The organism is Marinitoga arctica (assembly GCF_054657315.1).
In genome coordinates this window covers 37,418-60,898 of sequence record NZ_BAAHYY010000004.1, presented here as the reverse complement: position 1 = coordinate 60,898, position 23,481 = coordinate 37,418, and the positions used below count along the sequence as shown (strand labels likewise).

23 protein-coding genes are annotated in these 23,481 nt (G+C 25.3%); 9 read left to right on the top strand and 14 right to left on the bottom strand.

Going from position 1 to position 23,481, the window contains the following annotated elements:
- Window positions 1–1,149 (bottom strand): pyridoxal-phosphate-dependent aminotransferase family protein, encoded by a 1,149-nt coding sequence (locus tag ACYQ44_RS02090; protein WP_459994851.1) that lies wholly within the window; start codon window positions 1,147–1,149, stop codon window positions 1–3.
- 214 nt (window positions 1,150–1,363) lie between these two features.
- Between ACYQ44_RS02090 and ACYQ44_RS02085 the strand changes: the two genes are divergently transcribed.
- The 3 genes from ACYQ44_RS02085 to ACYQ44_RS02075 all read left to right on the top strand — a co-directional run bounded on the left by ACYQ44_RS02085 (window position 1,364) and on the right by ACYQ44_RS02075 (window position 3,350).
- Window positions 1,364–1,954, top strand: coding sequence for an isochorismatase family protein (locus tag ACYQ44_RS02085; RefSeq protein WP_459994850.1), 591 nt, complete (start codon window positions 1,364–1,366; stop codon window positions 1,952–1,954).
- 119 nt (window positions 1,955–2,073) lie between these two features.
- Entirely contained in the window at window positions 2,074–2,451 is a 378-nt protein-coding gene (locus tag ACYQ44_RS02080; RefSeq protein WP_459994848.1) for a DUF2089 domain-containing protein, read from the top strand.
- A complete protein-coding gene (locus ACYQ44_RS02075; protein ID WP_459994847.1) occupies window positions 2,448–3,350 on the top strand; it encodes a DUF4097 family beta strand repeat-containing protein in 903 nt (300 codons plus the stop codon). Before ACYQ44_RS02080 ends, ACYQ44_RS02075 begins: the two co-directional genes overlap by 4 nt.
- 126 nt (window positions 3,351–3,476) lie before the next feature.
- Here the strand turns inward: ACYQ44_RS02075 and wecB are convergent, their stop codons facing one another.
- From wecB to ACYQ44_RS02045, 6 genes are read right to left on the bottom strand one after another with little or no spacing between them, the layout of a single operon-like run.
- Window positions 3,477–4,598: a non-hydrolyzing UDP-N-acetylglucosamine 2-epimerase gene (gene wecB, locus ACYQ44_RS02070; RefSeq protein ID WP_459994845.1), complete on the bottom strand. Its 1,122-nt coding sequence runs from the start codon at window positions 4,596–4,598 to the stop codon at window positions 3,477–3,479.
- Between the two features lie 21 nt (window positions 4,599–4,619).
- A complete protein-coding gene (locus tag ACYQ44_RS02065; protein WP_459994844.1) occupies window positions 4,620–5,948 on the bottom strand; it encodes a hypothetical protein in 1,329 nt (442 codons plus the stop codon).
- An 8-nt stretch (window positions 5,949–5,956) separates the two neighbouring features.
- On the bottom strand, window positions 5,957–7,315 hold the full coding sequence (locus ACYQ44_RS02060; RefSeq protein WP_459994843.1) for a hypothetical protein: 1,359 nt from the start codon (window positions 7,313–7,315) through the stop codon (window positions 5,957–5,959).
- Window position 7,316: 1 nt separating this feature from the next.
- Window positions 7,317–7,880, bottom strand: coding sequence for a DUF4416 family protein (locus tag ACYQ44_RS02055; protein ID WP_459994842.1), 564 nt, complete (start codon window positions 7,878–7,880; stop codon window positions 7,317–7,319).
- Window positions 7,867–8,199: a hypothetical protein gene (locus ACYQ44_RS02050; RefSeq protein WP_459994841.1), complete on the bottom strand. Its 333-nt coding sequence runs from the start codon at window positions 8,197–8,199 to the stop codon at window positions 7,867–7,869. Before ACYQ44_RS02050 ends, ACYQ44_RS02055 begins: the two co-directional genes overlap by 14 nt.
- Window positions 8,186–10,219: a CBS domain-containing protein gene (locus tag ACYQ44_RS02045; RefSeq protein WP_459994839.1), complete on the bottom strand. Its 2,034-nt coding sequence runs from the start codon at window positions 10,217–10,219 to the stop codon at window positions 8,186–8,188. Before ACYQ44_RS02045 ends, ACYQ44_RS02050 begins: the two co-directional genes overlap by 14 nt.
- Before the next feature lie 144 nt (window positions 10,220–10,363).
- Here ACYQ44_RS02045 and ACYQ44_RS02040 point away from each other — a divergent pair, with 144 nt between their 5' ends.
- The gene (locus ACYQ44_RS02040; protein ID WP_459994838.1) at window positions 10,364–10,900 is read left to right on the top strand and encodes a hypothetical protein; all 537 of its coding nucleotides are present in this window, start codon (window positions 10,364–10,366) and stop codon (window positions 10,898–10,900) included.
- On the opposite strand, the gene ACYQ44_RS02035 is transcribed toward ACYQ44_RS02040, so the two are convergent.
- From ACYQ44_RS02035 to ACYQ44_RS02010, 6 genes are read right to left on the bottom strand one after another with little or no spacing between them, the layout of a single operon-like run.
- The gene (locus tag ACYQ44_RS02035; RefSeq protein WP_459994835.1) at window positions 10,891–11,265 is read right to left on the bottom strand and encodes a late competence development ComFB family protein; all 375 of its coding nucleotides are present in this window, start codon (window positions 11,263–11,265) and stop codon (window positions 10,891–10,893) included. The two genes, ACYQ44_RS02040 and ACYQ44_RS02035, sit on opposite strands and share 10 nt — an antisense overlap.
- A gap of 1 nt (window position 11,266) precedes the next feature.
- Window positions 11,267–11,824: an RsmD family RNA methyltransferase gene (locus ACYQ44_RS02030; protein WP_459994834.1), complete on the bottom strand. Its 558-nt coding sequence runs from the start codon at window positions 11,822–11,824 to the stop codon at window positions 11,267–11,269.
- A complete protein-coding gene (gene recG / locus ACYQ44_RS02025; protein ID WP_459994833.1) occupies window positions 11,825–14,167 on the bottom strand; it encodes an ATP-dependent DNA helicase RecG in 2,343 nt (780 codons plus the stop codon).
- The gene (locus ACYQ44_RS02020; protein WP_459994831.1) at window positions 14,167–15,045 is read right to left on the bottom strand and encodes a DegV family protein; all 879 of its coding nucleotides are present in this window, start codon (window positions 15,043–15,045) and stop codon (window positions 14,167–14,169) included. The genes recG and ACYQ44_RS02020 overlap by 1 nt, the downstream gene beginning before the upstream one ends.
- A 1-nt stretch (window position 15,046) precedes the next feature.
- The gene (locus tag ACYQ44_RS02015; protein ID WP_459994829.1) at window positions 15,047–15,295 is read right to left on the bottom strand and encodes a hypothetical protein; all 249 of its coding nucleotides are present in this window, start codon (window positions 15,293–15,295) and stop codon (window positions 15,047–15,049) included.
- Complete coding sequence (locus tag ACYQ44_RS02010) at window positions 15,292–17,922, bottom strand: O-antigen ligase family protein (RefSeq protein WP_459994828.1); 2,631 nt, start codon at window positions 17,920–17,922, stop codon at window positions 15,292–15,294. Before ACYQ44_RS02010 ends, ACYQ44_RS02015 begins: the two co-directional genes overlap by 4 nt.
- Before the next feature lie 163 nt (window positions 17,923–18,085).
- Between ACYQ44_RS02010 and ACYQ44_RS02005 the strand changes: the two genes are divergently transcribed.
- The 5 genes from ACYQ44_RS02005 to ACYQ44_RS01985 all read left to right on the top strand — a co-directional run bounded on the left by ACYQ44_RS02005 (window position 18,086) and on the right by ACYQ44_RS01985 (window position 21,558).
- Window positions 18,086–18,358, top strand: coding sequence for a metal-sensing transcriptional repressor (locus ACYQ44_RS02005; RefSeq protein ID WP_459994931.1), 273 nt, complete (start codon window positions 18,086–18,088; stop codon window positions 18,356–18,358).
- A gap of 185 nt (window positions 18,359–18,543) precedes the next feature.
- Window positions 18,544–18,996: a FeoA domain-containing protein gene (locus ACYQ44_RS02000; RefSeq protein WP_459994827.1), complete on the top strand. Its 453-nt coding sequence runs from the start codon at window positions 18,544–18,546 to the stop codon at window positions 18,994–18,996.
- A 23-nt stretch (window positions 18,997–19,019) separates the two neighbouring features.
- Entirely contained in the window at window positions 19,020–19,238 is a 219-nt protein-coding gene (locus tag ACYQ44_RS01995; protein ID WP_459994826.1) for a hypothetical protein, read from the top strand.
- Window positions 19,239–19,240: 2 nt separating this feature from the next.
- Window positions 19,241–21,190, top strand: a complete 1,950-nt coding sequence (gene feoB, locus ACYQ44_RS01990) for a ferrous iron transport protein B (RefSeq protein ID WP_459994825.1) — start codon at window positions 19,241–19,243, stop codon at window positions 21,188–21,190.
- Complete coding sequence (locus ACYQ44_RS01985; protein WP_459994824.1) at window positions 21,187–21,558, top strand: hypothetical protein; 372 nt, start codon at window positions 21,187–21,189, stop codon at window positions 21,556–21,558. Before feoB ends, ACYQ44_RS01985 begins: the two co-directional genes overlap by 4 nt.
- A gap of 45 nt (window positions 21,559–21,603) precedes the next feature.
- Here ACYQ44_RS01985 and ACYQ44_RS01980 read toward each other — a convergent pair whose 3' ends face one another.
- On the bottom strand, window positions 21,604–23,460 hold the full coding sequence (locus tag ACYQ44_RS01980; RefSeq protein ID WP_459994823.1) for a WD40 repeat domain-containing protein: 1,857 nt from the start codon (window positions 23,458–23,460) through the stop codon (window positions 21,604–21,606).
- Window positions 23,461–23,481 lie beyond the last annotated feature (21 nt).

Genomic DNA, 23,481 nt, shown 5'->3' with positions numbered 1-23,481 from the left:
TTAAACACCTTCTTTCAAAAATACTTCTTGAGCAGCTTTAATTCCTGAACCTAATTCAACATCAAAACCAAATTTTTTTAGAGCCATTTCTAAAGCACTAATTCCAACAATAACATCATATTTTGACATATAACCTAAATGTGCAATTCTTATAATTTTCCCTTTTAAGTGTGCTTGACCTCCTGCAAATGTGACTCCTTCTTCATCTCTTAAATATTTTAATATTTTTCCGCCATCAATGCCTTCTGGAACTTTTATGGAAGTTAATACATTACCGGGTTTTTTTGCGAATAGTTCAAGACCCATGGCCTGAACAGCAGCTCTTGTTGCATCAGCCATTATTCTATGTCTTTCCCAAACATTTTCTATTCCTTCATTTTTAATCATTTGAACAGATTTTGCTAATTGATAAACCAAATTTACTGGTGGGGTGTAAGGTGAATCTGGATATTTTTTCTTATAAGCTTTTAAATCAAAATAATAATGATGATTTTTATTTTCTTCAATAACTTTCCAAGCTTTTTCGCTTACGCTGATTAATGCAATGCCAGGAGGCATCATAAATCCTTTTTGAACACCTGTTACAACTATATCTAAATTCCATTCATCCATTTTTAAAGGTTGAGCTAACATTCCGCTAATAGCATCTACAGCAATAATAGTATTTTTATCTTTTACGATTTCGGCAATTTCTTTTATTGGATGAACAGTACCAGTTGATGTTTCGCTTAGTGTTGTGAATACAACCTTTGTATCAGGGTTCTTTTCTAATAATTCTTTAATTGTTTCTGGTTTTACGTAATCCCCCCATTCTAAATCAACGACAATCGGATCCACTCCGTAGGCTTTACAAATTTCCATCCATCTTTCACCAAATTTTCCAGCAACAACTACTATTGCTTTATCTCCAGGGTTTAAAGTATTTGCAACAGCTGTTTCCATTGCCCCTGTACCAGATGAAGATAAAATAAACACAGGATTTTCAGTTCCAAAAATGTATTTTGCACCATCTAAAGCTGTTTTTTGAATTTCTAAATACTGAGGGGTTCGATGATGAATTGTATCTTTTGCTCCTTCCAATAATAAATCAATAGGTACTGGTGTTGGTCCAGGTGCTAACAAATAATTTTTTCTTATCATTTTTGCCATAAATAGCCCTCCTTTTAGAATAGTTTTTTCCATGTTTGATTATACCATACTTATCTTTTTTTAAAAACCCGTCATATTGTAAAAAAATACAGGATTTTATGAGTTAATGAAAAATTTTTCATTATATTCGTATTTTTCTTATAATATTATAAGTAGTATAATAATAAATGCTAATCACAAAAATTCAAATTTTAATAAAAAAAGAGGTGGTAAAATGGAAGTTATAAAAAGATTAAATAACTTAGGATTTTTTTCTGAGGATTCTGCCATATTGTGCGTTGATTGTCAAAATGGTTTTACATTAAGGTGTGCAAATGAATTGCCTGTAAAAGGTACTGATGAAAAATGGATTGAGTCTGTTAATGATTTTTTATTAAAAGCTAAAAATGAAAAATATTTAATAATAGCCAGCAAAGATGATCACCCAAGAAATCACAAATCTTTTGAAATATGGCCACCACATTGTATAAAAAATACATATGGTAATGAACTTTTCATCAATACATATGATTTCCTTGTAAAAAAAGGTACTTCTGAAAATTCCGATAGTTATTCTGCATTTTATGAAGATTTTGATTCTAAAAAAGAAAATAATTTAGAAAATATTTTAAATGAACATAATATCAAGAAATTAATTATTTTAGGATTAGCTGGAGATATATGTGTTTTGGAAACTATAAAAACAGCATTAGTTAAAGGATTTGATGTTATTGCCTTAAAAGATTATATAAAAAGTGTTAGTGAAAAAAATATGGAAGAAATTTTAGAATCAGAAAAATTAAGAGATAAAATAAAAATTATTTAATTTATAATTATATTTATTAAAAAATATAAAAAATAATTCAAAAAATATAAAATACCACTTGACTTTTTTTAAGTTGAGTGGTATTATTTTTATAGAATAAAAAATTTAGAGGTGATAAAATGAAAAAGTTGAAAAGGTTAACCCGATGCCCTGTTTGTGGAGGAGAATTGATTATTTCAGAGTTTAAGTGCCCAGATTGTGAGGTTACTATAAGTGGAAATTTCCATTTAGACGATTTCGCAAAACTTTCTGATGAACAATTATATTTTCTGAAAATTTTTATAAAAAATCGTGGAAATCTTTCTGATGTTCAAAAAGAAATAGGTATTTCATACCCTACAGCAAAAGCAAGACTAGAAGGTGTTGTTAGAGCTATGGGATTTAAAGAAGAAAAAACAAATGTAGATACATTGAAAATTTTAGAAAAAATAGAAAAAGGAGAATTGACACCTGAAGAAGCTAAGGAAATATTAAGAAATGAGAAGGTGGAAAGATGAATGGAATTTTAAACCCTGATAAAAAAGTTAAATATATTGTATTTAGTGGCATTGGTATGGATTTAGATATAGTAAATGATGAAGAAATTTTGTTTGAATATGAAGATTTTCCAGAAAATATCGATATAGAAAGTTATATAAAAGATGAAATATGGTTTTTGAAGATTAAACAAAAATCTGATTCATTTATATCAAAAATGTTTGGGTTTTCCTTTAATTTTAGTTCAAAAGGATCTGCGAAGTTAAAAGTTAATTCTAATATCTTAGCTATAAATATCGACGATATTAGTGGAGATATTTCTTTAAATAAAATGATGCTTGATGAATTGAATGCTAAAACAGTATCTGGAGATATAGAAATATATAATTCGAAAATTAAACATCTTAAATATTATAGTACAAGTGGGGATTTAGAAATTGCTAATTCGTCTATTTATTCTCTAGAAATAAAAACAGTATCTGGAGATTGTGAAATAGATTATTTAGTAGAAGATTTTAAAGAAGCGAAAATAAAAACAGTATCTGGAGATGTTGAGCTATATGTTGCCGGTAGAAAGGAAGTATTTTTAAATAAAAATACTTTACCATCAGGAGAAGTGTATGCAGATCTTTCTTTAAAAATTGAACATTCTACCAAAAGATTTATTGATTTTAAAAGTGTGAGCGGTGATTTAACTATTAAAGAAAAAAAGAATATAGGAAATAATAATGTTGTATTTGAAGAGGAAGAAATAAAAACAAATAATTTATTAACACCAGAAGAGCAAAAAACATTAGAATTATATATTAAAGGTAAAATAAATAAAGAATTTGCGATTGAATTATTAGAAAATTTGGGATATGCCAAAGAGGATGCTGAAAATTTTTTGAAAAATAATTTTGGTCGTAAAGAAAAATGAAAAATAATATCTACTTTTTCCTTCATTAACAAAGATGATTGAAAACTATAATAAATATTGAAATATATAGGTCAGCTTAATAGCTGACCTATATTAATAGCTGACCTATATAATATTAAATTTTCTTTAGATCAAAAATTCTTCTATAGGGTCATTCAAAAGAATTTTTGTTATCCTAATTGATGCTTTTCCATCTCCAAATGGATTTTTTGCTTTTGCCATTTTTGAGTAATATTCCGAATCGAAAGATAATTTATTCATATATTTCAATACATTTTCTTTATCAGTTCCTATTAATTTAGCTGTTCCAGCTTCTATTGCTTCTGGCCTTTCTGTAGTTTCTCTTAAAACTAATGTAGGTTTGCCTAATGCAGGGGCTTCTTCCTGAATTCCACCAGAATCTGTCATTATAAAATAAGAGCCAGCCATTAAAGCAGTAAATTCAAGATATTCTACAGGATCTATTAAAATTGTATTATTTAATTCTTCTAATGCAGGAAAAACTATATCTCTTACTGCAGGATTTAAATGGACTGGAAATACTAAATGTATATCTGTGTTTTTAGTTAAAAATTCTTTAACTGCCTGCATTACATTTTTCATAGGAATTCCCCAATTTTCTCTTCTATGCATTGTCATCAATATATATTTTTTTCTTTTTAATCCATATTTTTCCTGTATATTTTCTATTTTATCTTTATTTTTTTCTATAACCCATAACAGAGCATCAATAACTGTATTACCAGTTATATAAATATTTTCCTCTGATATTCCTTCTTTTAAAAGATTCTCTTTTGATTTTTTGGTTGGGGGGAAATGAATAGAGCTAATTACACTGGTTAATCTTCTGTTCATTTCCTCTGGAAAAGGATTATATATATTGTTAGTTCTTAAACCCGCTTCTATATGTCCTACAGGTATTTTATAATAAAAAGATATTAATGCTCCAATAAATGTTGATGTTGTATCTCCTTGAACCAATATATAATCGAAATTTTCTTCTTTAAGTATGTTATCTAATTTCTCTATCAAGTTTTTTGTTAGTTCCGGTAATGTTTGTCTGTGTGTCATAACGTTTAAATCGTAATCTGGTTTTATCTCAAATAAATTTAATACCTGATCAAGCATTTCTCTATGTTGTGCTGTTGCTATAATTTTTGCGTCTATTTCATTTTCTTTTAAAGTATGATATACTGGTGCCATTTTTATTGCTTCTGGTCTTGTACCAAAAATTAATCCTACTTTCATTTTTAACCTCCTATTATTTTATTAAAAAATAAATGAAAAATATAAGTTATAATCTCTGATTTTAAGATTTTCTATTTTTATGTTTGAATTGAAATTTTTATATTTTATATAAAATGTTGTATAATAATATTCTATAATATTACCATATGGGCCTTCCCATGTTTCTGTATTTCCTTTTAATTCTTTATTAAAATAGGATGTATTTAAATTTACTTCGCCCTGAATAACTCTTTCGAACATAAATTTGAAATTAACATTGTTTTTTAGATATTCTATAGAAAATAATTGACTTTCAATACCACTTCCGTAATCATATCCCATAGGAATATCATAAATATTGTTATTATCAATATATCTGCCAGTAAATTTTAATAGCTCCTGCCATCTATTATACATCCAGGAATAAATCTTATAGTTTTCAACTTTTGCATTGAAGTATCCGTTTAGCATTTTAAAAACATATTGAGCACCATATCCCCATGCAAAAGCCGTTGGTTTATAATCTTCCGCTCCAGATTCTGTTAAAGGTACAACGAAGTCATCCATAGCAAATTCTCCATAAAATTTTAATCCTTTTAATAGTAATATTTCTCCATCTGCTGCAAACATAGCATTGGAATAGCCTTCACCATATGTGTTGTGAAGAATGTTCATAAAATTTAAATCAACCAAATCAGGAAACTTTCCACCTATTAAATTTAATTCATTAATAGATATTCTTAAATTTTTTATAGGTTTTAGATCAAGTCTATGAATTAATAAGGTTTTATAAGGATCATCATAACCTATTCCAATACTTCTTCTATCAGAATTCCCATCTATGTGCATTTTTTGTATTTCTTTTTCTTCAGATGTTAAATATGGATTAAAAGCATAAGCGCCAAAGTAAATTCCCATGTCTCCTAAAAGAAAATTTGTAGTGAAACCCCCTGTAATACCATCTATATATGGAAGAGAATCAGAAAGAAATACGCCATGTTCTAACAATGACCAATCTGTTTTATACCTTCCTAATATATACCAGAAAGAATTAATTTTTTTTCCATAGTAAAGTTTTAATTTCAGATAGTAATTGTTAGTAAGACTGATATTTAATCCAAAATTATTATTTTTTAATTCAAAAATAGGTGTTAATTGATAATATGTAGTGTAAAAATAGGGAATATTGATTTGTGTTTTAATATTATTTTCCTGGATCGATGGATAAGGAGAAATAGAAGTTTCTAAAGATTCTCCTTTTAATATTTTATTAAAAATATATATTTTATAGTCTATATCGTTTTCAAAATAAAAAGAAAATATTGTAGATGAAAAAATGAAAATTAGGAATATGAATATATATTTTTTCATAATACACCTCATTGAATTTTAAATGGTATAGATAAAAATAAAGAATAAATTTTAAAATTTTCATCATTATATTTTGTATCAATGTATTTAAATTCAAGATTACCTAAATAAGGTATATCAAAATAAATTTTTAATTTTCTATTCCAAAAATCATTGCCATATGAAATTCCCCAATCTTTTTCAAATAGCATTAAAAAATTTCCTGAAGAAATATAAGTTTGGAAAGAATCAACTTTCGAATTTTCATCGTATTTGAAACCTAAAGGGTAATCATAAAAATATCTAGCGCCAGGTTCGTTGATGATTTCCAGAGATCTATTGTACAATCTATTATATGGTATCTCGTCTTCATATATTCCAGGATCTACAGAATATTTTTCATATAACATAGAAAGAAAGGCATCTTTAAATAACTCAAATAAAATTTCTCCTCCATAGCCATAACTATTTTTATTTTTCAAAGGGTTAAAGGCATCTTGAATATAAAATCTGAAATTTCTAAATTGTAATTGAGCATCTACAGCAAATAAAGAATTTTTTGTATCAATAGGATTAGAAGGAATTTTGCCTCCATACAAGTTTAAAAGTGTAATTCCTGCATTAAATTTATCTATATTATAATCTACCCTATTTACTAAAACTTCTTTAAAAGCCATTGTTGATTCTGTGGAGAATTGTTTTTCATATTCTAATTTTGTAAGCATTGGTTGCATAGAAATAAAAATAGTATTAAAAGAAAAATTTTTTAAAGTATATTTAAAATTTATATTTTCATAGTATTTTGACGCATCAGAAAGTATTAAAGAATTTTTTAATGGCCCTAAAGATATTTTTGTTCGACCGAGAATAAAACTCCAATTATGATTTTTTAAACTCAAGTAACTTAATGAAGGTATATCTAGTGTAGTTCTTTTTGAAATTGAGAAATCATTGTATATATCAAAAATAGTTATATTATTATACTTAAAATAGGGGCTATTTCCCTCTTTGAAATCTGCAACAAATCTGGCATATAATTCATCGTTATGATAAAACTCAAAACCAAAATTCATCCATGAATAATACTCATTATATAAATCACTAAAAAAGATTTTATCTTTTTCTAATGTATAATAACCTCCGCCATTGAATAACACGGTATTTTCTAATCTTTTTTCAAATCCAATTGGAAATTCAAAAAGTACGTTAGATTTATAATTTTTATCATTAGTGAAAAACAAAGGAACTCCGGTATATTGAATACCGGAGTTTATATTTTTTGATCGTTGAAAATAAAAGTTTATAGAATTTGGAAATAATAGTTTAGCTGAACTAAAAGAGCTTATAATTAAATTTAATAAAATGAGAATAAGTGTAAACCTTTTCATATTATTTCCTTCCAGATAGCCATTTTTTTCTTTTCTCAAGATACATATTTCTAATTTCAGTTAATATATCTTGATATTCTTTATCTTTAAAATTTTGATATGAGTGATCAAAAGATTTCCATTGTTCATAAACATACATTAATGTTATTTCTGCATATATTCCTTTTGAAAGATAAATTCTATTTCCCCATGGTTTAGTGCTCGCAAGAACAAATTGCATATGATGAATATATCCAATATCTAAATTTACCTTTCTTTTACCATTAACAGCATATTTTGCTTCTATCATATTAGTAATAGTTTTAGCATCTGCTAAAAAGCCAGGTGAATATAGATTTTTAAAGCTGATCATTCGAGCTTTAATTTTTACATTTTGTCCCATCTCCATATTGTAATAATATGTGTATTTTTGGAAGTCTAATTCTTCTGAGATATAATCTATTTCTCCAAAATGTTTTTTTAATTCTTCTAAAACATTTTCATGATATAGCCAATAATCAGTATTTCCAGCAGAAAAAAAGTGTATAACATAATTTACTCTATCGATGTCCTTAATCTTTCCCATTTGTAACCACCACCTCGAAAGATTTTAATTTTATTTCATATATTTTTTCGAACGTTTTTATTATAACAGTTCCTGTATTATTAGTGATAATAATTTTTTCATTTTGCCCAAGGTTTATATCTTTTTTTTCTAAGGGGTTTAATTTCTCGCCATTAACAAAAATAATCCTATTGCTTTTGTTTTCTATTTCCAAAGGTAATTTTTGCATAGAAGCAACAGTTATTAAATCAGAAGAATCGTTTATTATTTTAACTATGAAAAATGTTGATAATAATATTAAAATCGAAGCAATTAACATATAAGCTCTATATTGATTCATTAAATTCCCTCACAATTTTCAATAAATATTCTTTTTCATTTTGAATTTTATCATCAAGTTTTTTCATTTTTATTTCATCTAATATTTTCCCTATTAATCTTCCTTTTATACCCATTTTCATTATATCTTTACCATTAATTTCAAGATTAAAGTCCTTGATTTTCAACAAATATTTTTTATATTTCTCCATTAATCCTTTTTCTAAATAACCTGCCAAAACAATTAATAATTCATTGTCAAAAGACTCAACTAATTTATAAATTTCTGAATATGCAGATTTTGAATTTAATGTGTTTAACAATGGCAATGTGCTTTTCAACTTTTCTATATTACTAAGGAATTTTTTAGGCAATCCATATCTTTCAAAAGCATATAAAACGGCTTGTTTGTTTTCAAAAAGAAGATAAGGATATAGAAAAAGATGAAACAACTTTACTTTATAATTATATTCTGGAGCATATTTTTTTAGCCAATAATAAAATTCTAATATTTTGCTAAATCTTTTAGTTTTTTCTCTGTCATACTTTGAATATAATAATAAATGATCTAAGATCTGCAAATTTCCTATTTCCTCAATAGCTTCTATTATATCTTTTTCATTTAATATTTTTTCGAATTCTTCTCTTAATCTCATACCTGTAACTTTTTCAATATAATTACTATTTACAGCGTCTCTTAATAGTTCTAATGTTCTATCTTCAATCTTAAAATTAAACCGTTTTTCAAAACGTATAGCTCTTAATATTCTAGTTGGATCTTCTATAAAACTTAGATTATACAAAATTCTAATAATTCCATTCTCGAGATCACGTTTGCATCCAAAAAAATCAAGTAATACTCCAAACTCTTCAATGTTAAGTTTTATAGCCATCGCATTTATGGAGAAATCACGTCTATATAAATCTTTTTTTATAGTACTCAATTCTACTTTAGGTAAGTCAGCAGGTTTTTCGTAATATTCTGTTCTAGCTGTTGCTATATCTATTCTAAACCTGTCTTTGAAAAATAAAGAACCCGTATGAAATTCGCTGTGTTCAACGAAAGTAACTCTTAAGTTTTTTGCAGCATATTTTGCATATTTTAATCCATCTCCTTCAACTACTATATCGATGTCAAAATTTTTTCTTCCAAGCAACAAATCTCTAACAAATCCTCCAACTACATAAACAGGCATATTCAATTCACTGCCATATATACCTAATAGTCTTAGTAAATTCATATATTTTGGAGGAATAGAAGAAATCATTTTTTTTAAAATGTTGTACTTATGTAATTCTTCTTCATATTCAATAATAATTTGAGGTTTTGATTCATGAAAAAATTTTCCTTTTATCAGGTCTGAACGGGTAATTATACCAACAAGTGTATGGTTTTCATCTATAACCAATAACCTTCCAATCCCATTTTTAATCATTTTGAATCTTACTTTTTCTATGGAAGTATTTGGAGTTACAGCGATAATATTTTTAGATATAATTTTTTTTATAGGATTTTTTCCTAATCCATGATTAATGGCTTTTTCAATATCTTTTTTAGTTATTATTCCAATTAATTCGTTTTTTTCAATTACTGGAAAACCATTATGTCCAGTTTGTATCATGAGTTTATAAACTTTTTCTATAGTTTCGTTAGATAAAACTGTCCTTACAGGTGAAGACATAATATCTTTTGCTTTTAAAATAGGATTATATTGTTTAACAATTTCTTCTATGATATTTTTTATTAGAAATTCAATATTTGTTTCATTTGTTGTGAAATGAGAAATATTTTTAGATCCTTTCCCATTAAATTTTGAAAAGATATTTTTTATATTTATTTCATAACAAAAAGAGAAACCATATACATTAGTTATAGAATTTAATACAAAAATTATTAGAGCATCAGGATTATATTTTGAATGAATTTTTTCAGAATATAAATGTACATTATCTAAATTATTTTGTATATGTGTAAAACTTATTCTTAGTCCGTTTATTTTAATTGATTTTAAATTTTTTTCTAACTTTTCAAAAATATTCATTTTTTCACCCTTTTAAAATATTTTTTAACAAACAAATTTTATGAAATAAATATTTGTAACTTTTTTCTTTAGAACTTTTTTCTTTGTGTGAGCATCTAAATTGAAAAATGAATGCTATAAATTATATCATTATGGAGTGATTAAATGATAAATATGAAAGTCAATCCTGACATAGTCAATCCATTGTTAGGATATAAGCTAGATCCAGGTGAACCTGGATTACCATCATCATCCCCAGCGTCATTAAGTATAATGAGAGTATTAAGTCAAGAAACAGGAAATTTAATGGCATTTAAAAAAGATGCCGCCCAAAACGGTGGGTATGTTGTTTATAGTAAAATATCATTGAATATGGAAAAAAGGGGTTCATTTTTAGCTGCGATAGCAGGGAAAACTCAAGTTATGATAATATATAAAAATAAAATAGATGATGAAAATAATAATAAAGTTTCAAAAAATGTCTCTAAAAATATGTATAGAGATAGAAAAATAGAAAAATTAAAACTATTAATAGATAAATTAAAAAAAATTGTAAAATTCGAAAAAGATTTTGATATAAAAAAAGAATTAGAAAATAAGATTAGATTTCTTGAAAATCGCTTATTGATGTTAAATTTGGGAAAATATGTTTCCAATCAAAATGATGAAATATTAGGAATGATATTTACAGCTTATTTTTGATTTTTCTTTTTATTAATATTTTCAAAATGTTTTTCCAAGTTTTCTAAGTCCATATTTACATTTTTATATACAGATTCTTCTTTTGGATGTGATGGGTTTTTCTTTACTTTTTCCATAGCTTTTAAAACTTCAGTTAATACTTCTGCTCTCATTTGAAAGGTATAATTTTCTAATTCAGAAAGTATTCTACCTTTTTCAGTAACAACATATTTTGGATGTAAATGATTTAATGTTAATGCTATTACATCAGCTTTGCATCTATCACATACACACATATCAACATTTGGCATACTAAACATTTCATTTGTAATATCTTCCACTAAATTTTCAACTACGTTAAATATATGATATTTTTCTATAATCATTTTATTCACCTTCCTTAGAAAAAATAGACAGTAAAATATCTCCATATTTATATTCTTTAAACAAAATTAGATCATCATATTTTTTATTTAAAATTTCTCTTTTTGAATGCTCAACAACAATTAAAGTATTTTCATCATAAATTTTTTTATTTTCAATAATTTTGCTCAATGATTCAGAAGCTAATCCCATTTGAAAAGGAGGGTCCATAAATATTATATCGTATTTTTCATTTAATTTAGCAATAGATTTTCTAAAATCGGAACAAATTAAATGGATTTTATTATCGATTTGTAAAGTTTTTGCATTTTTTATTATAGTAGAACAAGCTTTTTTTGAAACTTCAATTATTGTAGATTTTAAAACACCAGCGCTTATTAATTCAAAAGATACACAACCAGAACCACCAAAAACTTCTAATGAGTTCATATCTTTTACATCTATAATATTCAATAAAGCCCTTCGTATATTTGCAGGAGTATATCTTGTCCTTTTATCGGGAACAATTTTTATTTTCCTTCCTTTTAAATATCCATTTTCTATTGTTAACAATATTATCACCTACGCATCTAACATTTTTAATTTTTTTCCATATCGTCTATATATTTCAGCTTTTAAAAGATTATGTTTAGTTAAATCAGGATCTTCTTTCAAGATGCTTAAAACATCCTTTCTAACCATATCAATAAATTCTGGATCATTTAAAATATCAACAAATTTAAAGTCAGGTAATCCATGTTGCTCAGTTCCGAAAAATTTTCCAGGGCCACGCCACTGTAAATCAATTTCAGACACTTCAAAACCATTTGTTGTGGTTGCAAATTTTCTTAATTTTTCCTTTGTTTCAGAAGAAGTATTTTGACTTATTACTAAAAAACAATATGCTTGTTTTTTGCTTCTTCCAACACGTCCTCTTAATTGATGTAATTGAGATAATCCAAAACGTTCTGCATGTTCTATAACCATAATTGTAGCATCTGGAATATCAACACCAACTTCAATAACAGTTGTAGAAACCAATAATTGCAATTTTTTATTTACAAATTTATCCATAATATAATTTTTTTCATCAGGAGACATTTTTCCATGTAATAATCCGATTTCATATTTTGGAAATTTTAATTTTAGAATTTCATACATATCATTTGCAGCTTTTAAATCTAATGTTTCCGATTCTTCTATTAAAGGATACACGAAAAATGCTTGATTCCCCATATTTAATTCTTTTTCGACAAAATTATAAACTTCATTCATGTTATTATCTTTAACAAGAACAGTCTTTATTTTTTTTCTACCAGCAGGCATTTCCGTTATAATTGAAACATCTAAATCTCCGTATAAAGTCATTGCAAGAGTTCTGGGAATAGGAGTAGCTGTCATAAATAAAATATCAGGAATTTTTCCTTTGCCTATTAAAGCAAGACGTTGTTTTACACCGAATCTATGTTGTTCATCAATTACAACTAATCCAAGATTATTAAATTTAACATCATCTTGTATTAAAGCATGAGTTCCTATTATAACATCTATCTCATTTTTTATAAGTTTTTCTTTTATTCTATTTTTTTCACTCTTCTTTGTTTCACCTAACAGTAATTCAACATTAATGCCGAATTTTTTGAATTCATTTTTTATTTTTTTATATTGTTGTTTTGCCAAAACTGATGTTGGAACCATCATTGCTCCTTGATAGTTGCTTTCGAAATTATCTATTAATGCTAATTCTGATACGACAGTTTTTCCAGAACCAACATCACCTTGTAATAATCTATTCATGGGTATATTTTTTTTCATATCTTCTCTTATTTCATTAAAAACTTTTAGTTGGGAGTTAGTTAATTTAAATGGCAAAGAATTAATAAATTTATTTGCTAACAATCCCTTGATATTTTTTGATAATCCTTCCTTGGATTGTATTTTTTGTTTTTGAATCAATATTGAGAATTCAAACAAAAAAATTTCCTCATATTTAAGCGATTTTTTCGCTTTTTCAAGATGATAAAAACTTTTTGGAAAATGTATTCCTTTTATTCTTTTTGGAAAATCAATTAATTGATATTTCTTTATAATTTCTTCAGGTAAAAATTCCTTTACATTATGGGTATATTGTATTGTTTCTGAAAAAATATTTCTCATACTATTTTGATATAATCCTTTTTTAAGAGGGTAAACAGGCAAAATGCCTGTTTTGATTTCTTTTTCTGACGTAAATATTTGAAAATCAGGATTTTTCATTTGTTTTTTTCCAAAATCAATTTCTACAGTTCCGAAAACAGCTATATTAAGACCTATCTGTAAAATTTTTTTTATGAAGTTTTGATTAAACCATGTTAAAATCATTATAGATTTATATTTATCTTCAATTACATAAGATAAGATTTTTAAAGAACCTATTTTTTTTTCCTCGAAATTTACTATTTTCCCAATAACCAAACATTCTTCACCATGATAACATTCATTTATAGATTTTATATTTCTCCTATCCTCATAATTCCGAGGGAAAAAATAAAAAGTATCTTCGATATTATTTATTCCTAAATCTCTTATCAAAAAAGCTCTTTTATTTCCAACACCTTTTATAAATTTTATATCTGTTTTTAATGGTAAATCTTTATTAGGAAATTCAGGTTCATCCACTAAATATTGATCTTTTAATTTTTTTATCATATCAAATCCATATTTTATACGTTTTATTCTTCTATCTTCGGGTAAATTTTTTAATGGTTTGTAATAAGCCAAAAAGGAGCCTATTTTACTTTTTAGGCCCTTTTCTTTTTCGATTATTTCAATGTTCTGTTTGCAAAAATTATATAGTTCTTTGAAAAAAAACATATGAGATATTTTTTTGGATAAAGCTAGATTTAATTTATATTCTAGTTCATCAAAAAAATGTTCAAGATGCATTATATAGGTTTTTCCTCCCCGTACACACCAAGGCCGAATACTTCAGGACCACTATGGCAAGCAACAGTTGGCCAGATTTTCCCTTCAATCAATTCATAGTTATATCCTAATTTTTCAAACTTCTCCATAAACATATTGAAAACAATATTTTCTTGTTCGATATTTTTTTCAAAACCATGCACTTTATATATTTTAATGTTATAGGGTTTATTTTTAATAAATTCAAAAGCTTTATCAGCCATAAATTTAAAAGCTTTATTAATGCCTCTTACTTTGGTTAAAGGAGTAATTTCCCCATCTTCAACTCCAAGGACAGGTATTATTTTTAAAAGAGTTCCAGCCATTCCAGCAGCTTTACCTATTCTTCCATTTTTTATAAGATATTTTAATGTAGGAACAGAAAATTCCATAAATGTATTACTTATGATTGTAGGAATTAAACTTTCTACTTCTTCAAAAGTTTTATTTTCATCTAATAATAGTTCTACTATTCTTCTAGCAATTAAAGATGCACCTATTGAAACTTTTTTAGTGTCTATAATTTTAACGTTTATATTATTTAACATATTTTTTGCCATTAAAGCGGTGTTATATAATCCTGACATTTTTGAAGAAAAATGAATATCTATAATCTCATCGTATCCCTTTTCTTTCAATCCTTCATATATATTCATAATTTCTTTAAGTGATGGTTGAGCTGTGTGAATATCCTCTGCATTCTTTACAAGGTTATAAAATTTTTCATGGTTTAAATCAACTCCATCAGTGTATTCTTTTCCATCAATATAAATTTTCATTCCCATAAAATTTAAATTATATTTTTTAATCCAATTTTCTGTTGGAGAGCATCCGGAATCTACAATTATTGCTCTATTCATATTATTCCTCCTTGATTACGATTTTATTTCCTTCTCTTTTAAATAATAATCCATTTAATTCAATTTCTTCAAAATCATTATGATTAGAAATAAATAAAATCAGTTTATCATAGAATCTTGTTTTCATATATGCATCAAATAATGAATATTTAGATTCTATTGATTCCATATTTTTTATTTTTAAATAAAAATAAAAGGTTATAGAGTTTAAAAGGATTATAGTTATCAATAAAAAGATTGCTATTCTCATTTTAAAAATTTGTAAATTTTTATAAAATTTTCAACTCTATCTTTGTATCTGTAATCAGGGTGTTTTTCTATAAAATCCACATAATAATTATAAACGGATTTATAATTTTCGACGATAGATTTAGATAAGACATTTGCTAAATTATCCATATTTTTGCTTTTTAAATGAAAATATAAACTTTCAAAAAATTCGAAGGATTTATCAGGAATTCCTCTAAATTTTTTTGCCATATAGTAATCAGCTTTCCCTTCCTTTTCGGAAATATTTATAATATTATTAATAGTTTTTTCATATCCTAAAAATATATTAAAGTTAAACATTATTTTCATATATTCAGTATATACATCTTCCCATTCTGGGAATCTGTTCCAACCACCTGGTAAAATTTCTATAGTCTTATTATACCAATGTACAAAATCATTATAATATCTTTCTTTTAATTTTGATATGACATCGATAACTTCTTTATTTGAATTATAATATTTTTCAATATTAGACAAATTCTGGAAAATTAAAACATTAAGTTTTGCAATTAGTCTATAAGCGTTTTTTTCATTAAAAGAAGTATAATTGCTTTCTAATTGATCTATTTCGTCTTGTATGGATTGTATATAAGCTAAAGCTTGTAATAATTGAATATTTTCTTCAGATTTTAAAAGTTCATATAATGGTTTGATGGTATCCCTAATTTGGTATCTATTAAATGGCATCAAATCAATAGCTCCTTCAAAATCCTTTAATATAAATTGGTATTCAGGAGTTTCCAAATTCATATATTTTTCTAAATTTTTATAATCAAGTTCCATTAATCTGTATGGTGTTTTTGATAGCAGTTGAGCCAAATAGAAACCAGACTTTCCAAAAGCCGGATTAGCTTTCAATGATTTTATGAAATATTCTTTAGCATTTTTATATGAATCAAAAGCTTTATTTTCATAATCATTTTTAGCAACTAGATATTTTTGTTTTTGTTCTTCTAAATTTTTTATTTCTGTTGAAATTCTTTGTAAATCTAAAGGATTTGTAACCTTTATATTTTTATATTCATTTATTTTTTTATCAATTTGATTTAGAATATTCGGTATTTGGTTTTTAACTACATTTTCATAAGCATCAATTTTCATATATTCGGTATTACCAATTTTAAAATAAACTTCAGCAGCAGTAGATTGTATTTTTAAATATGAAACTATTACTCCTATTAATATAAATATTACAAAAATTGTTTTAAGAGATGTTTTATTAAATGAAAACTTTCTAGTTTCACCAAATTGTTCTGATAGAGCTACAGAAACAATAAATAAAGCAGACATTATGTTAGGGTGTAAATGCATTGGAAATTCTGTAAATGAATGAATAGCAACGATAGTTAAACTCCATGAAAAAAGGATAAATAATAGAGACTTGTCAAAGTCTTTTATTTTAAATACTCTTTTTAAAAATATAGTAATTAATCCAAGTAAAAGCATTATTATTGCAATAAAACCAAAAATTCCAGTTTCTCCTAAAACTTGTAAATAGTCATTATGAGCTCTTTTGAAATTATTCCATGCATAATAAAATTTTTCAGGATTTTTTTCTTGAATATCAGCCATATATCTTACTGCATAAACAGGATATGTGGCAATACCACCACCAATAATTTTATTTTCAGGATGATTTTTATCCTTCCATTGTTCTACAGCAGCTAACCATGATAATGTTCTTTCATCCCATGATGAAACTGAAGCCATCGCACTAAATCTTTTTGAGGCTACAACTTCACCTTCTTTGTTAAAAGGAGAAGGAATATTGAACATTATTAGTAAAAAAGTAATAATAAAGATTATTATTAAAAGGGGTATAATGAATTTTTTTGATTTAATATATTTATTTTTATCTTCATTATTATTTTTTATTATATTAATTGTAAAAAATATAGTGAAAATTGTCATTCCTAAAAAAAATGAAAGATATATAGATCGAGTTTGAGCAAATAATAATACCCAAAACATTATAAAAATAGAAATTATCGAAAATATTTTTTTATATAAATTAGATTTTTTAGATAATGCAAAATAAACTCCTATAGGTATCATTTGTCCCATATAATCTGATACAAAATTTGGATTTCCAATTGTAGTTCTTAACGTAATTCTTTGAGAAGGATCTCCGTATTTTCCAAAAAATATGTCAAATCCAAAAAATTTATTTAATAATCCATCAAAACCTATAATAAATCCTGTTATTAAAAATATAAATAAAGCGGATTCAATATATTCAAATTTCTTCCCAAATCTATTTGTTAATATATAAGATACAAAAACAATCATTATTGTATAAAAAGAGACTTCAAAAGAATATCTAAAATAATATTTATTTTGTATATAAACACTAATTAGTGAAAGAATTGTAGCTAAACCAAACAAAGAAAAATAAATATGATTTAAGGAATAATGTATTTCATATTTTTCTTTTTTTATTTTATAAAAATAATAAAAAAACATAATTGTATAAAACAAAGAAAAAACAAGATGTTTTTGTGTTGAATACTCATACACCCAACTAGGAATCATTAAAAAAGGTAATAACAAAAAAAATATACTGGATATTAATATGTCTTTTGGATATTTCAAATATTCTTTCATAATAGACCTCCCTCTTTATTTTTCTTTTTCTATTTTATCATACCACAAAATTTTTATTTAGCAACATATAAAATAAATAAAAATAGTATATAATATAATAGATAACTAATAAAGAATAAAATTAGGAGGGATAAAAGTGGAAAAAAATGCTCATAATCATCACATGAAACACAAAAAAACTTTGAATGTCTTAAGAACTGCAAGAGGTCAGGTTGAAGCAGTTATAAAAATGATAGAAGATAGTAGATATTGCATAGATATTTCAAAACAAATATTAGCTTCTATTTCTTTGTTGAAAAAAGCGAACTCGCAAATTCTGAAAGAACATCTTGAAACATGTGTAAGAGATGCTGCGTATTCTGATAATCCAAGAGAAATTGAAGAAAAAATTAAAGAATTAGAAGAAATTATAGAATATATTAATAAGACATTATAATAAGTGAAATATGTTTTCATCAAGAAAAATATATTTTAAATTAGCAAATTTTTATAATAATATATGTTAAATTTCATAATAAAAATTTTATTAATTAATATCATATTTTATTATAGCCTGATTATTTTTAACAGAGTTAGGATATAATAAAAACGAAAAATATCACTAACTCAGGAGGAGATAGTGTGATTGTGCCATTAAGTAGCCTTAAAGTAGGTATGGAAGGAATAATTGTAAGATTAGAATTTGAAGATGAAATAAAAGAACGTTTTATTGCTTTAGGAATGATACCGGGTAAAAAGATATTATATGTTCACGAATCACCTTTTGGAGACCCTATGGTATTTAAAATAGAAGATAATAAAATTATGATCAGAAAAAATGAAGCTGAAAAAATATTTGTAGAGGTTACAGAAGAAATACTATCTTTATATGAAAGTAAACCTGGAGATTATCGGATATTTTTAATTAAAGGCGGGATCATTTTTAAAAAAGAAATGGAAAGATTAAATATTTATCCAGGAACAAAGATAAAAGTATTAAATAATAATTTTGGAAAAGTAATTATAAATGTTAATAATAAAGAATTAATTTTTGGAAAAGGAAAATCTAAAAAAATATTAGTAAAAAAATATTAGTAAAAAGAAATTGTGAGGTATATATGATAAATGAAATTATAGAATATATTAAAAGTAAAAAAGAGTTTATATCCACTGATGAAATAAAAAGAAAATTTAATTTGTCTGAACAAGAATGGGAGATTGTTTTTCCATTTTTGCTTTCTGATGGGATAAAAATAAATACATTTGATACTATGAATCTAAAATGTAATGATTGCCCAATAAAAGGTTATTGTAATAAAAAAAGTTGCGGAGGTTGATTATGACATTTGAAGTGGCTATAATAGGAAATCCTAATGTTGGAAAAACATCTATTTTTAATATAATTACTGGTAGTAGACAGTATATTGCAAATTGGCCAGGAGTAACAGTAGAAAAAAAAGTTGGAGCTTTTAAATATAAAGGACATAATTTTAAATTGGTAGATTTACCAGGTATTTATACGCTATCAGCTCAAAGTGATGATGAAAAAGTAGCTAGAGATTATTTAACTAATGAATCTCCTGATGTGGTTATAGTAGTTGCTGATGCATTAAACTTGGAAAGATCAATGTATCTTTTAGTACAAATTTTAGAGATGAATCTTCCTGTTATATTAGCTATAAACTCAATTGATGAAGCTGAATCTAAAGGTAAAGTGATAAATCCAAATTTTATATCAAAAACACTTAATATACCGGTAGTTTTAACTTCAGCTAAAAAAAATATAGGAATAGATATTTTGTTAGAATATATTCATAAAACAGCTGAAAAGAAAAATTTAACTACAAGAAACTTTATGTATACGGATTTAATTAACAGTTATATAAAATATTTTTCTAAAAAATTGGATGATTATGATTTCTTAAAATCTTATGATAAACGATGGTTAGCAATGTATTATTTAGAATTTGGAAGTAAAAATTTTCATTATCCCGAAAAATTACTTAAAGATATTAATGAGAAATTTAATATTAATACTTTAAAAAAAGAATATATGAATTGGAAGTTTGGTTTTATCTCATCATTAGTTAAAAGTTCAGTTATTGAAAAAGGTAGAAGTTGGGCTATGAGAGATATATTGGACCATGTAATGACACATAAAATATTGGGATTATTAATATATATAGTTGCTTTATATTTTGTTTTTTCATTAACATTCAATATAGCAAGTCCGCTTTCTGATCTGATAGATATAAGTTTTAGTAAATTAGGAAATTTAATTGATGGAAAAATAACTATTCCATGGGTAAATTCTCTAATCGTTGATGGAATTATTGGAGGTGTTGGAGGAGTTTTAGTTTTTTTACCTCAATTATTTGTTTTATTCTTTTTTATGGGTTTTTTAGAAGAATCCGGTTATTTACCTAGAGCAGCATTTTTAGTGGATAAATTAGTTAGAAAGTTTGGACTTAGCGGAAGGTCATTTATGTCAATAATTTTAGGATTTGGATGTAGTGTTCCGGCTATTATGTCTACAAAAACTATAGCAAATAAAAAAGAAAGAATGGCTTTAATATTAAGTATTCCTTTTGCATCTTGTTCAGCAAGATTACCAGTTTTTATTCTTTTAATAAGTGCTTTTTTTAGTGAAAATGCCGCAACAATATTGCTACTAGTATATATTTCGAGTATTATTCTAGTATTAATTTCAGCAAAAATATTGCAACTATTTTTTATTAAAGGTGAAGAAGTGCCATTTACCATAGAATTGCCAAGATTTAGAATGCCGACTTTTAAAAACTTAATATTATATTCATGGAATAGAGGAAAACATTTTCTTGAAAAAGCGGGAGGAATAATTCTAATAGCTACTATATTTATATGGTTATTATCGTATTTTCCAAATAATAATGATATATCCCATTCTTACGCAGCTTATATAGGGAAATTTTTTGAACCAATAACTTTACATTTAGGTTGGAATTGGCAAACAAATATCTCATTGATTTTTGGAGCAGTTGCAAAAGAAGTTGTTGCTTCCTCATATATGACTATTTTAAACGTTGGTGAAGATGGTATAACCTATGCTTTACAATCAATTTTATCAAATAGAGCCGCTTTATCTTTGATATTTTTTGTTTTATCTTATATTCCTTGTTTTGCTACTTTAAGTGTTATTAAACAAGAAACAAATAGTTGGAAATGGATGTTTTTTGAGTTATTTTATACATTAATTGTTGCATATTTAATAGCTAATGTTGTATATATATTGGGAGGAATATTCTTATGATTGATAAGAAATTATTATTAATAGTTATTGGAATACTTTCATTTTTGATGGCAATTATTAATATCAAATATGATAACTTTATTTTTATTTCTTATATAACAGTAGGTCTTATTGCTTTCATAGGATTATGGGAAGATATTAAAAATGTATGGTATCATAAATCTGCACATATTGTAGTAAGTGGCATTATATCATTATTGATCGGAATATATGAATTATTAAAATTTGTTTTTGGTTGGCTTGGAGTTTATACAAGTGAAGGCGATATTCCTGAATTTAAAGTAATGATTTATATTTTTTCCATATTTATGCTATATGTTTTTATAAGAGAAATAAAATACTTAAAGAAAATTGGTGAAAACAAATAAAAAAACGAGCGGTTTTATATCTTAAATACCGCTCGTTTTCTTAAATTAATATTCAAATAATTTCAAAGATTTTATAGAATAATTTTTCAATAGAAATATAACATCTCCAGTGTTATCTACTAGTGAATACAATATGTCTTTCCCTAATTCTACTTCAGATAATTTGTTTAAATTGCCGCTATTCCATATCTCAATTTTCCCATTTTTTCCAGATATAATAAAGTATTTTTCTAATAAAGATACTGAAATATTATAAACTCCATTAAATGATTGAAAAGAGGTAATAGTATCACCATTAGCAATATTTAAAATATATATTTTACCATCTATTTGTGAAGCAATTAGATATTTATCATTTTTTAATAATAAAATATCAGTAATTGAACTGTCAAAAGTTTTATCCCATATAATATTTCCATTGAATTTATCAATTTTTAAAACTTTTCCATCTTTTAAGGAAACATATATAGCTCTATCATTTACACTTATTTTAGTTATTTCATCTTCAAGTTTAGTGATTAATTTATCTTCAACACCTGTTATTGCGTGTAATTCTCCATTTTGCAAAGCTACATACAAAACTTTATTTTTTGAAATTAAATATTTAATTGTATTTTTGAAGTCAAAAATATAGTCAATTTTTTTTGTGATAAGATTATAAACGTTTAATATTCCATTTTCATCTCCAGAATATAAAAGTTGATTTTCATCATCAAAAGCTAATGCAGTAATATTTGAATCATGGTTATACGTATCATAAACCTCTTTAGTTATAGAAGAAACTATTATTACCATTTTATTATTACCGTAAGAAATTAGATTATAATTACTTAAAGCTATAGACTTATTAATAACATTGCTTTTTAAGCTCCAATTTTCAGTAGGAGAACTTAAAATACTTTCTTTCTCTTTATTATTATTAATTGTTATTAAATCAATATTTCCATTATTATATGGACTAAAAGAAATTTTTCTATTCTCTTTTGTGTAATCACCAAATAGAATTTCATCATTTGAAACTACTAGCATTATATTTCCTTCTGGAACCTTTGCATAGGTTAAAATGGAATCTTTTGTAATTTTATGATCTCCAAAAATACTACTTACATTTAGATTATTCTCATCGCTTCCAGTAATATCGCCAAAAAACTTCATTCCATTTTTTAATATGAAATAAGTATATTTTGTTTCTGGATTTTCCATTCCTCCAGAAAAGCCAAAAATAGAAGAATTAAATAAGCTTAATGTTCCATATCCTAAATCAAAAAAATAGTAATCATTAACTTTTTTTAAAAAATTGACATATTTAAATTCATAACCATTGAATAATCTCAGAGTATAAGGCTCTTTAAATTCAAATTTAGGATAAGATATGCTTTTTATAACATTTAAATTTAAAACACCTTGACCTAATATAGGTATATTCAGAAACAATTGATTATCTTTGGCTTCAAAAATATTCCCTTTTATTTCTGTATAATCATCACCTAAAGCTATTTCTAGGTTTTGGGGCTGTTTTTCTCTAAACCATGTTATATTAGGTACATTAGGGTTTGAGAAATTAACAAATTTTAATTTTGAAACATCTTTTAGTATAAATTCGCCGATATTCATTTGGATATTAGCGGTATTTGATGCATAGGATGTTAGCTTTCCAGAAAAAAGTTTATCATCAATAATAACACCATAGTCAGCTGTTGTTTTTTCATCAAAAGAAATATATAATACGTTATTTTCTTGAACTGTATATATTTGATTAAATAATTTTACAGTAATATTTCCATCTTTGATTTCAATAATATCAACTCTAACGGTATTACCATCCACCGACTTCATTAAAGCAGAAAATGAAATAGAAAATAAGAAAAATGTTAATAAAACAAAAAGAAAAACTCTTTTCATATTTTACCTCCTTCCAAAAAC

Bases quoted from the DNA above. Each gene is read 5' to 3' on its own strand.
- ACYQ44_RS01980 (WP_459994823.1), bottom strand. From the start codon at position 23,460: ATGAAAAGAGTTTTTCTTTTTGTTTTATTAACATTTTTCTTATTTTCT.
- recG (WP_459994833.1), bottom strand. From the start codon at position 14,167: ATGCATCTTGAACATTTTTTTGATGAACTAGAATATAAATTAAATCTA.
- ACYQ44_RS02005 (WP_459994931.1), top strand. From the start codon at position 18,086: ATGAAACACAAAAAAACTTTGAATGTCTTAAGAACTGCAAGAGGTCAG.
- ACYQ44_RS02015 (WP_459994829.1), bottom strand. From the start codon at position 15,295: ATGAGAATAGCAATCTTTTTATTGATAACTATAATCCTTTTAAACTCT.
- feoB (WP_459994825.1), top strand. From the start codon at position 19,241: ATGACATTTGAAGTGGCTATAATAGGAAATCCTAATGTTGGAAAAACA.
- wecB (WP_459994845.1), bottom strand. From the start codon at position 4,598: ATGAAAGTAGGATTAATTTTTGGTACAAGACCAGAAGCAATAAAAATG.
- ACYQ44_RS02065 (WP_459994844.1), bottom strand. From the start codon at position 5,948: ATGAAAAAATATATATTCATATTCCTAATTTTCATTTTTTCATCTACA.
- ACYQ44_RS02055 (WP_459994842.1), bottom strand. From the start codon at position 7,880: ATGGGAAAGATTAAGGACATCGATAGAGTAAATTATGTTATACACTTT.
- ACYQ44_RS02020 (WP_459994831.1), bottom strand. From the start codon at position 15,045: ATGAATAGAGCAATAATTGTAGATTCCGGATGCTCTCCAACAGAAAAT.
- ACYQ44_RS02090 (WP_459994851.1), bottom strand. From the start codon at position 1,149: ATGGCAAAAATGATAAGAAAAAATTATTTGTTAGCACCTGGACCAACA.
- ACYQ44_RS02050 (WP_459994841.1), bottom strand. From the start codon at position 8,199: ATGAATCAATATAGAGCTTATATGTTAATTGCTTCGATTTTAATATTA.
- ACYQ44_RS02060 (WP_459994843.1), bottom strand. From the start codon at position 7,315: ATGAAAAGGTTTACACTTATTCTCATTTTATTAAATTTAATTATAAGC.
- ACYQ44_RS02010 (WP_459994828.1), bottom strand. From the start codon at position 17,922: ATGAAAGAATATTTGAAATATCCAAAAGACATATTAATATCCAGTATA.
- ACYQ44_RS02045 (WP_459994839.1), bottom strand. From the start codon at position 10,219: ATGAATATTTTTGAAAAGTTAGAAAAAAATTTAAAATCAATTAAAATA.
- ACYQ44_RS02075 (WP_459994847.1), top strand. From the start codon at position 2,448: ATGAATGGAATTTTAAACCCTGATAAAAAAGTTAAATATATTGTATTT.
- ACYQ44_RS02040 (WP_459994838.1), top strand. From the start codon at position 10,364: ATGATAAATATGAAAGTCAATCCTGACATAGTCAATCCATTGTTAGGA.
- ACYQ44_RS02035 (WP_459994835.1), bottom strand. From the start codon at position 11,265: ATGATTATAGAAAAATATCATATATTTAACGTAGTTGAAAATTTAGTG.
- ACYQ44_RS01985 (WP_459994824.1), top strand. From the start codon at position 21,187: ATGATTGATAAGAAATTATTATTAATAGTTATTGGAATACTTTCATTT.
- ACYQ44_RS01995 (WP_459994826.1), top strand. From the start codon at position 19,020: ATGATAAATGAAATTATAGAATATATTAAAAGTAAAAAAGAGTTTATA.
- ACYQ44_RS02085 (WP_459994850.1), top strand. From the start codon at position 1,364: ATGGAAGTTATAAAAAGATTAAATAACTTAGGATTTTTTTCTGAGGAT.
- ACYQ44_RS02080 (WP_459994848.1), top strand. From the start codon at position 2,074: ATGAAAAAGTTGAAAAGGTTAACCCGATGCCCTGTTTGTGGAGGAGAA.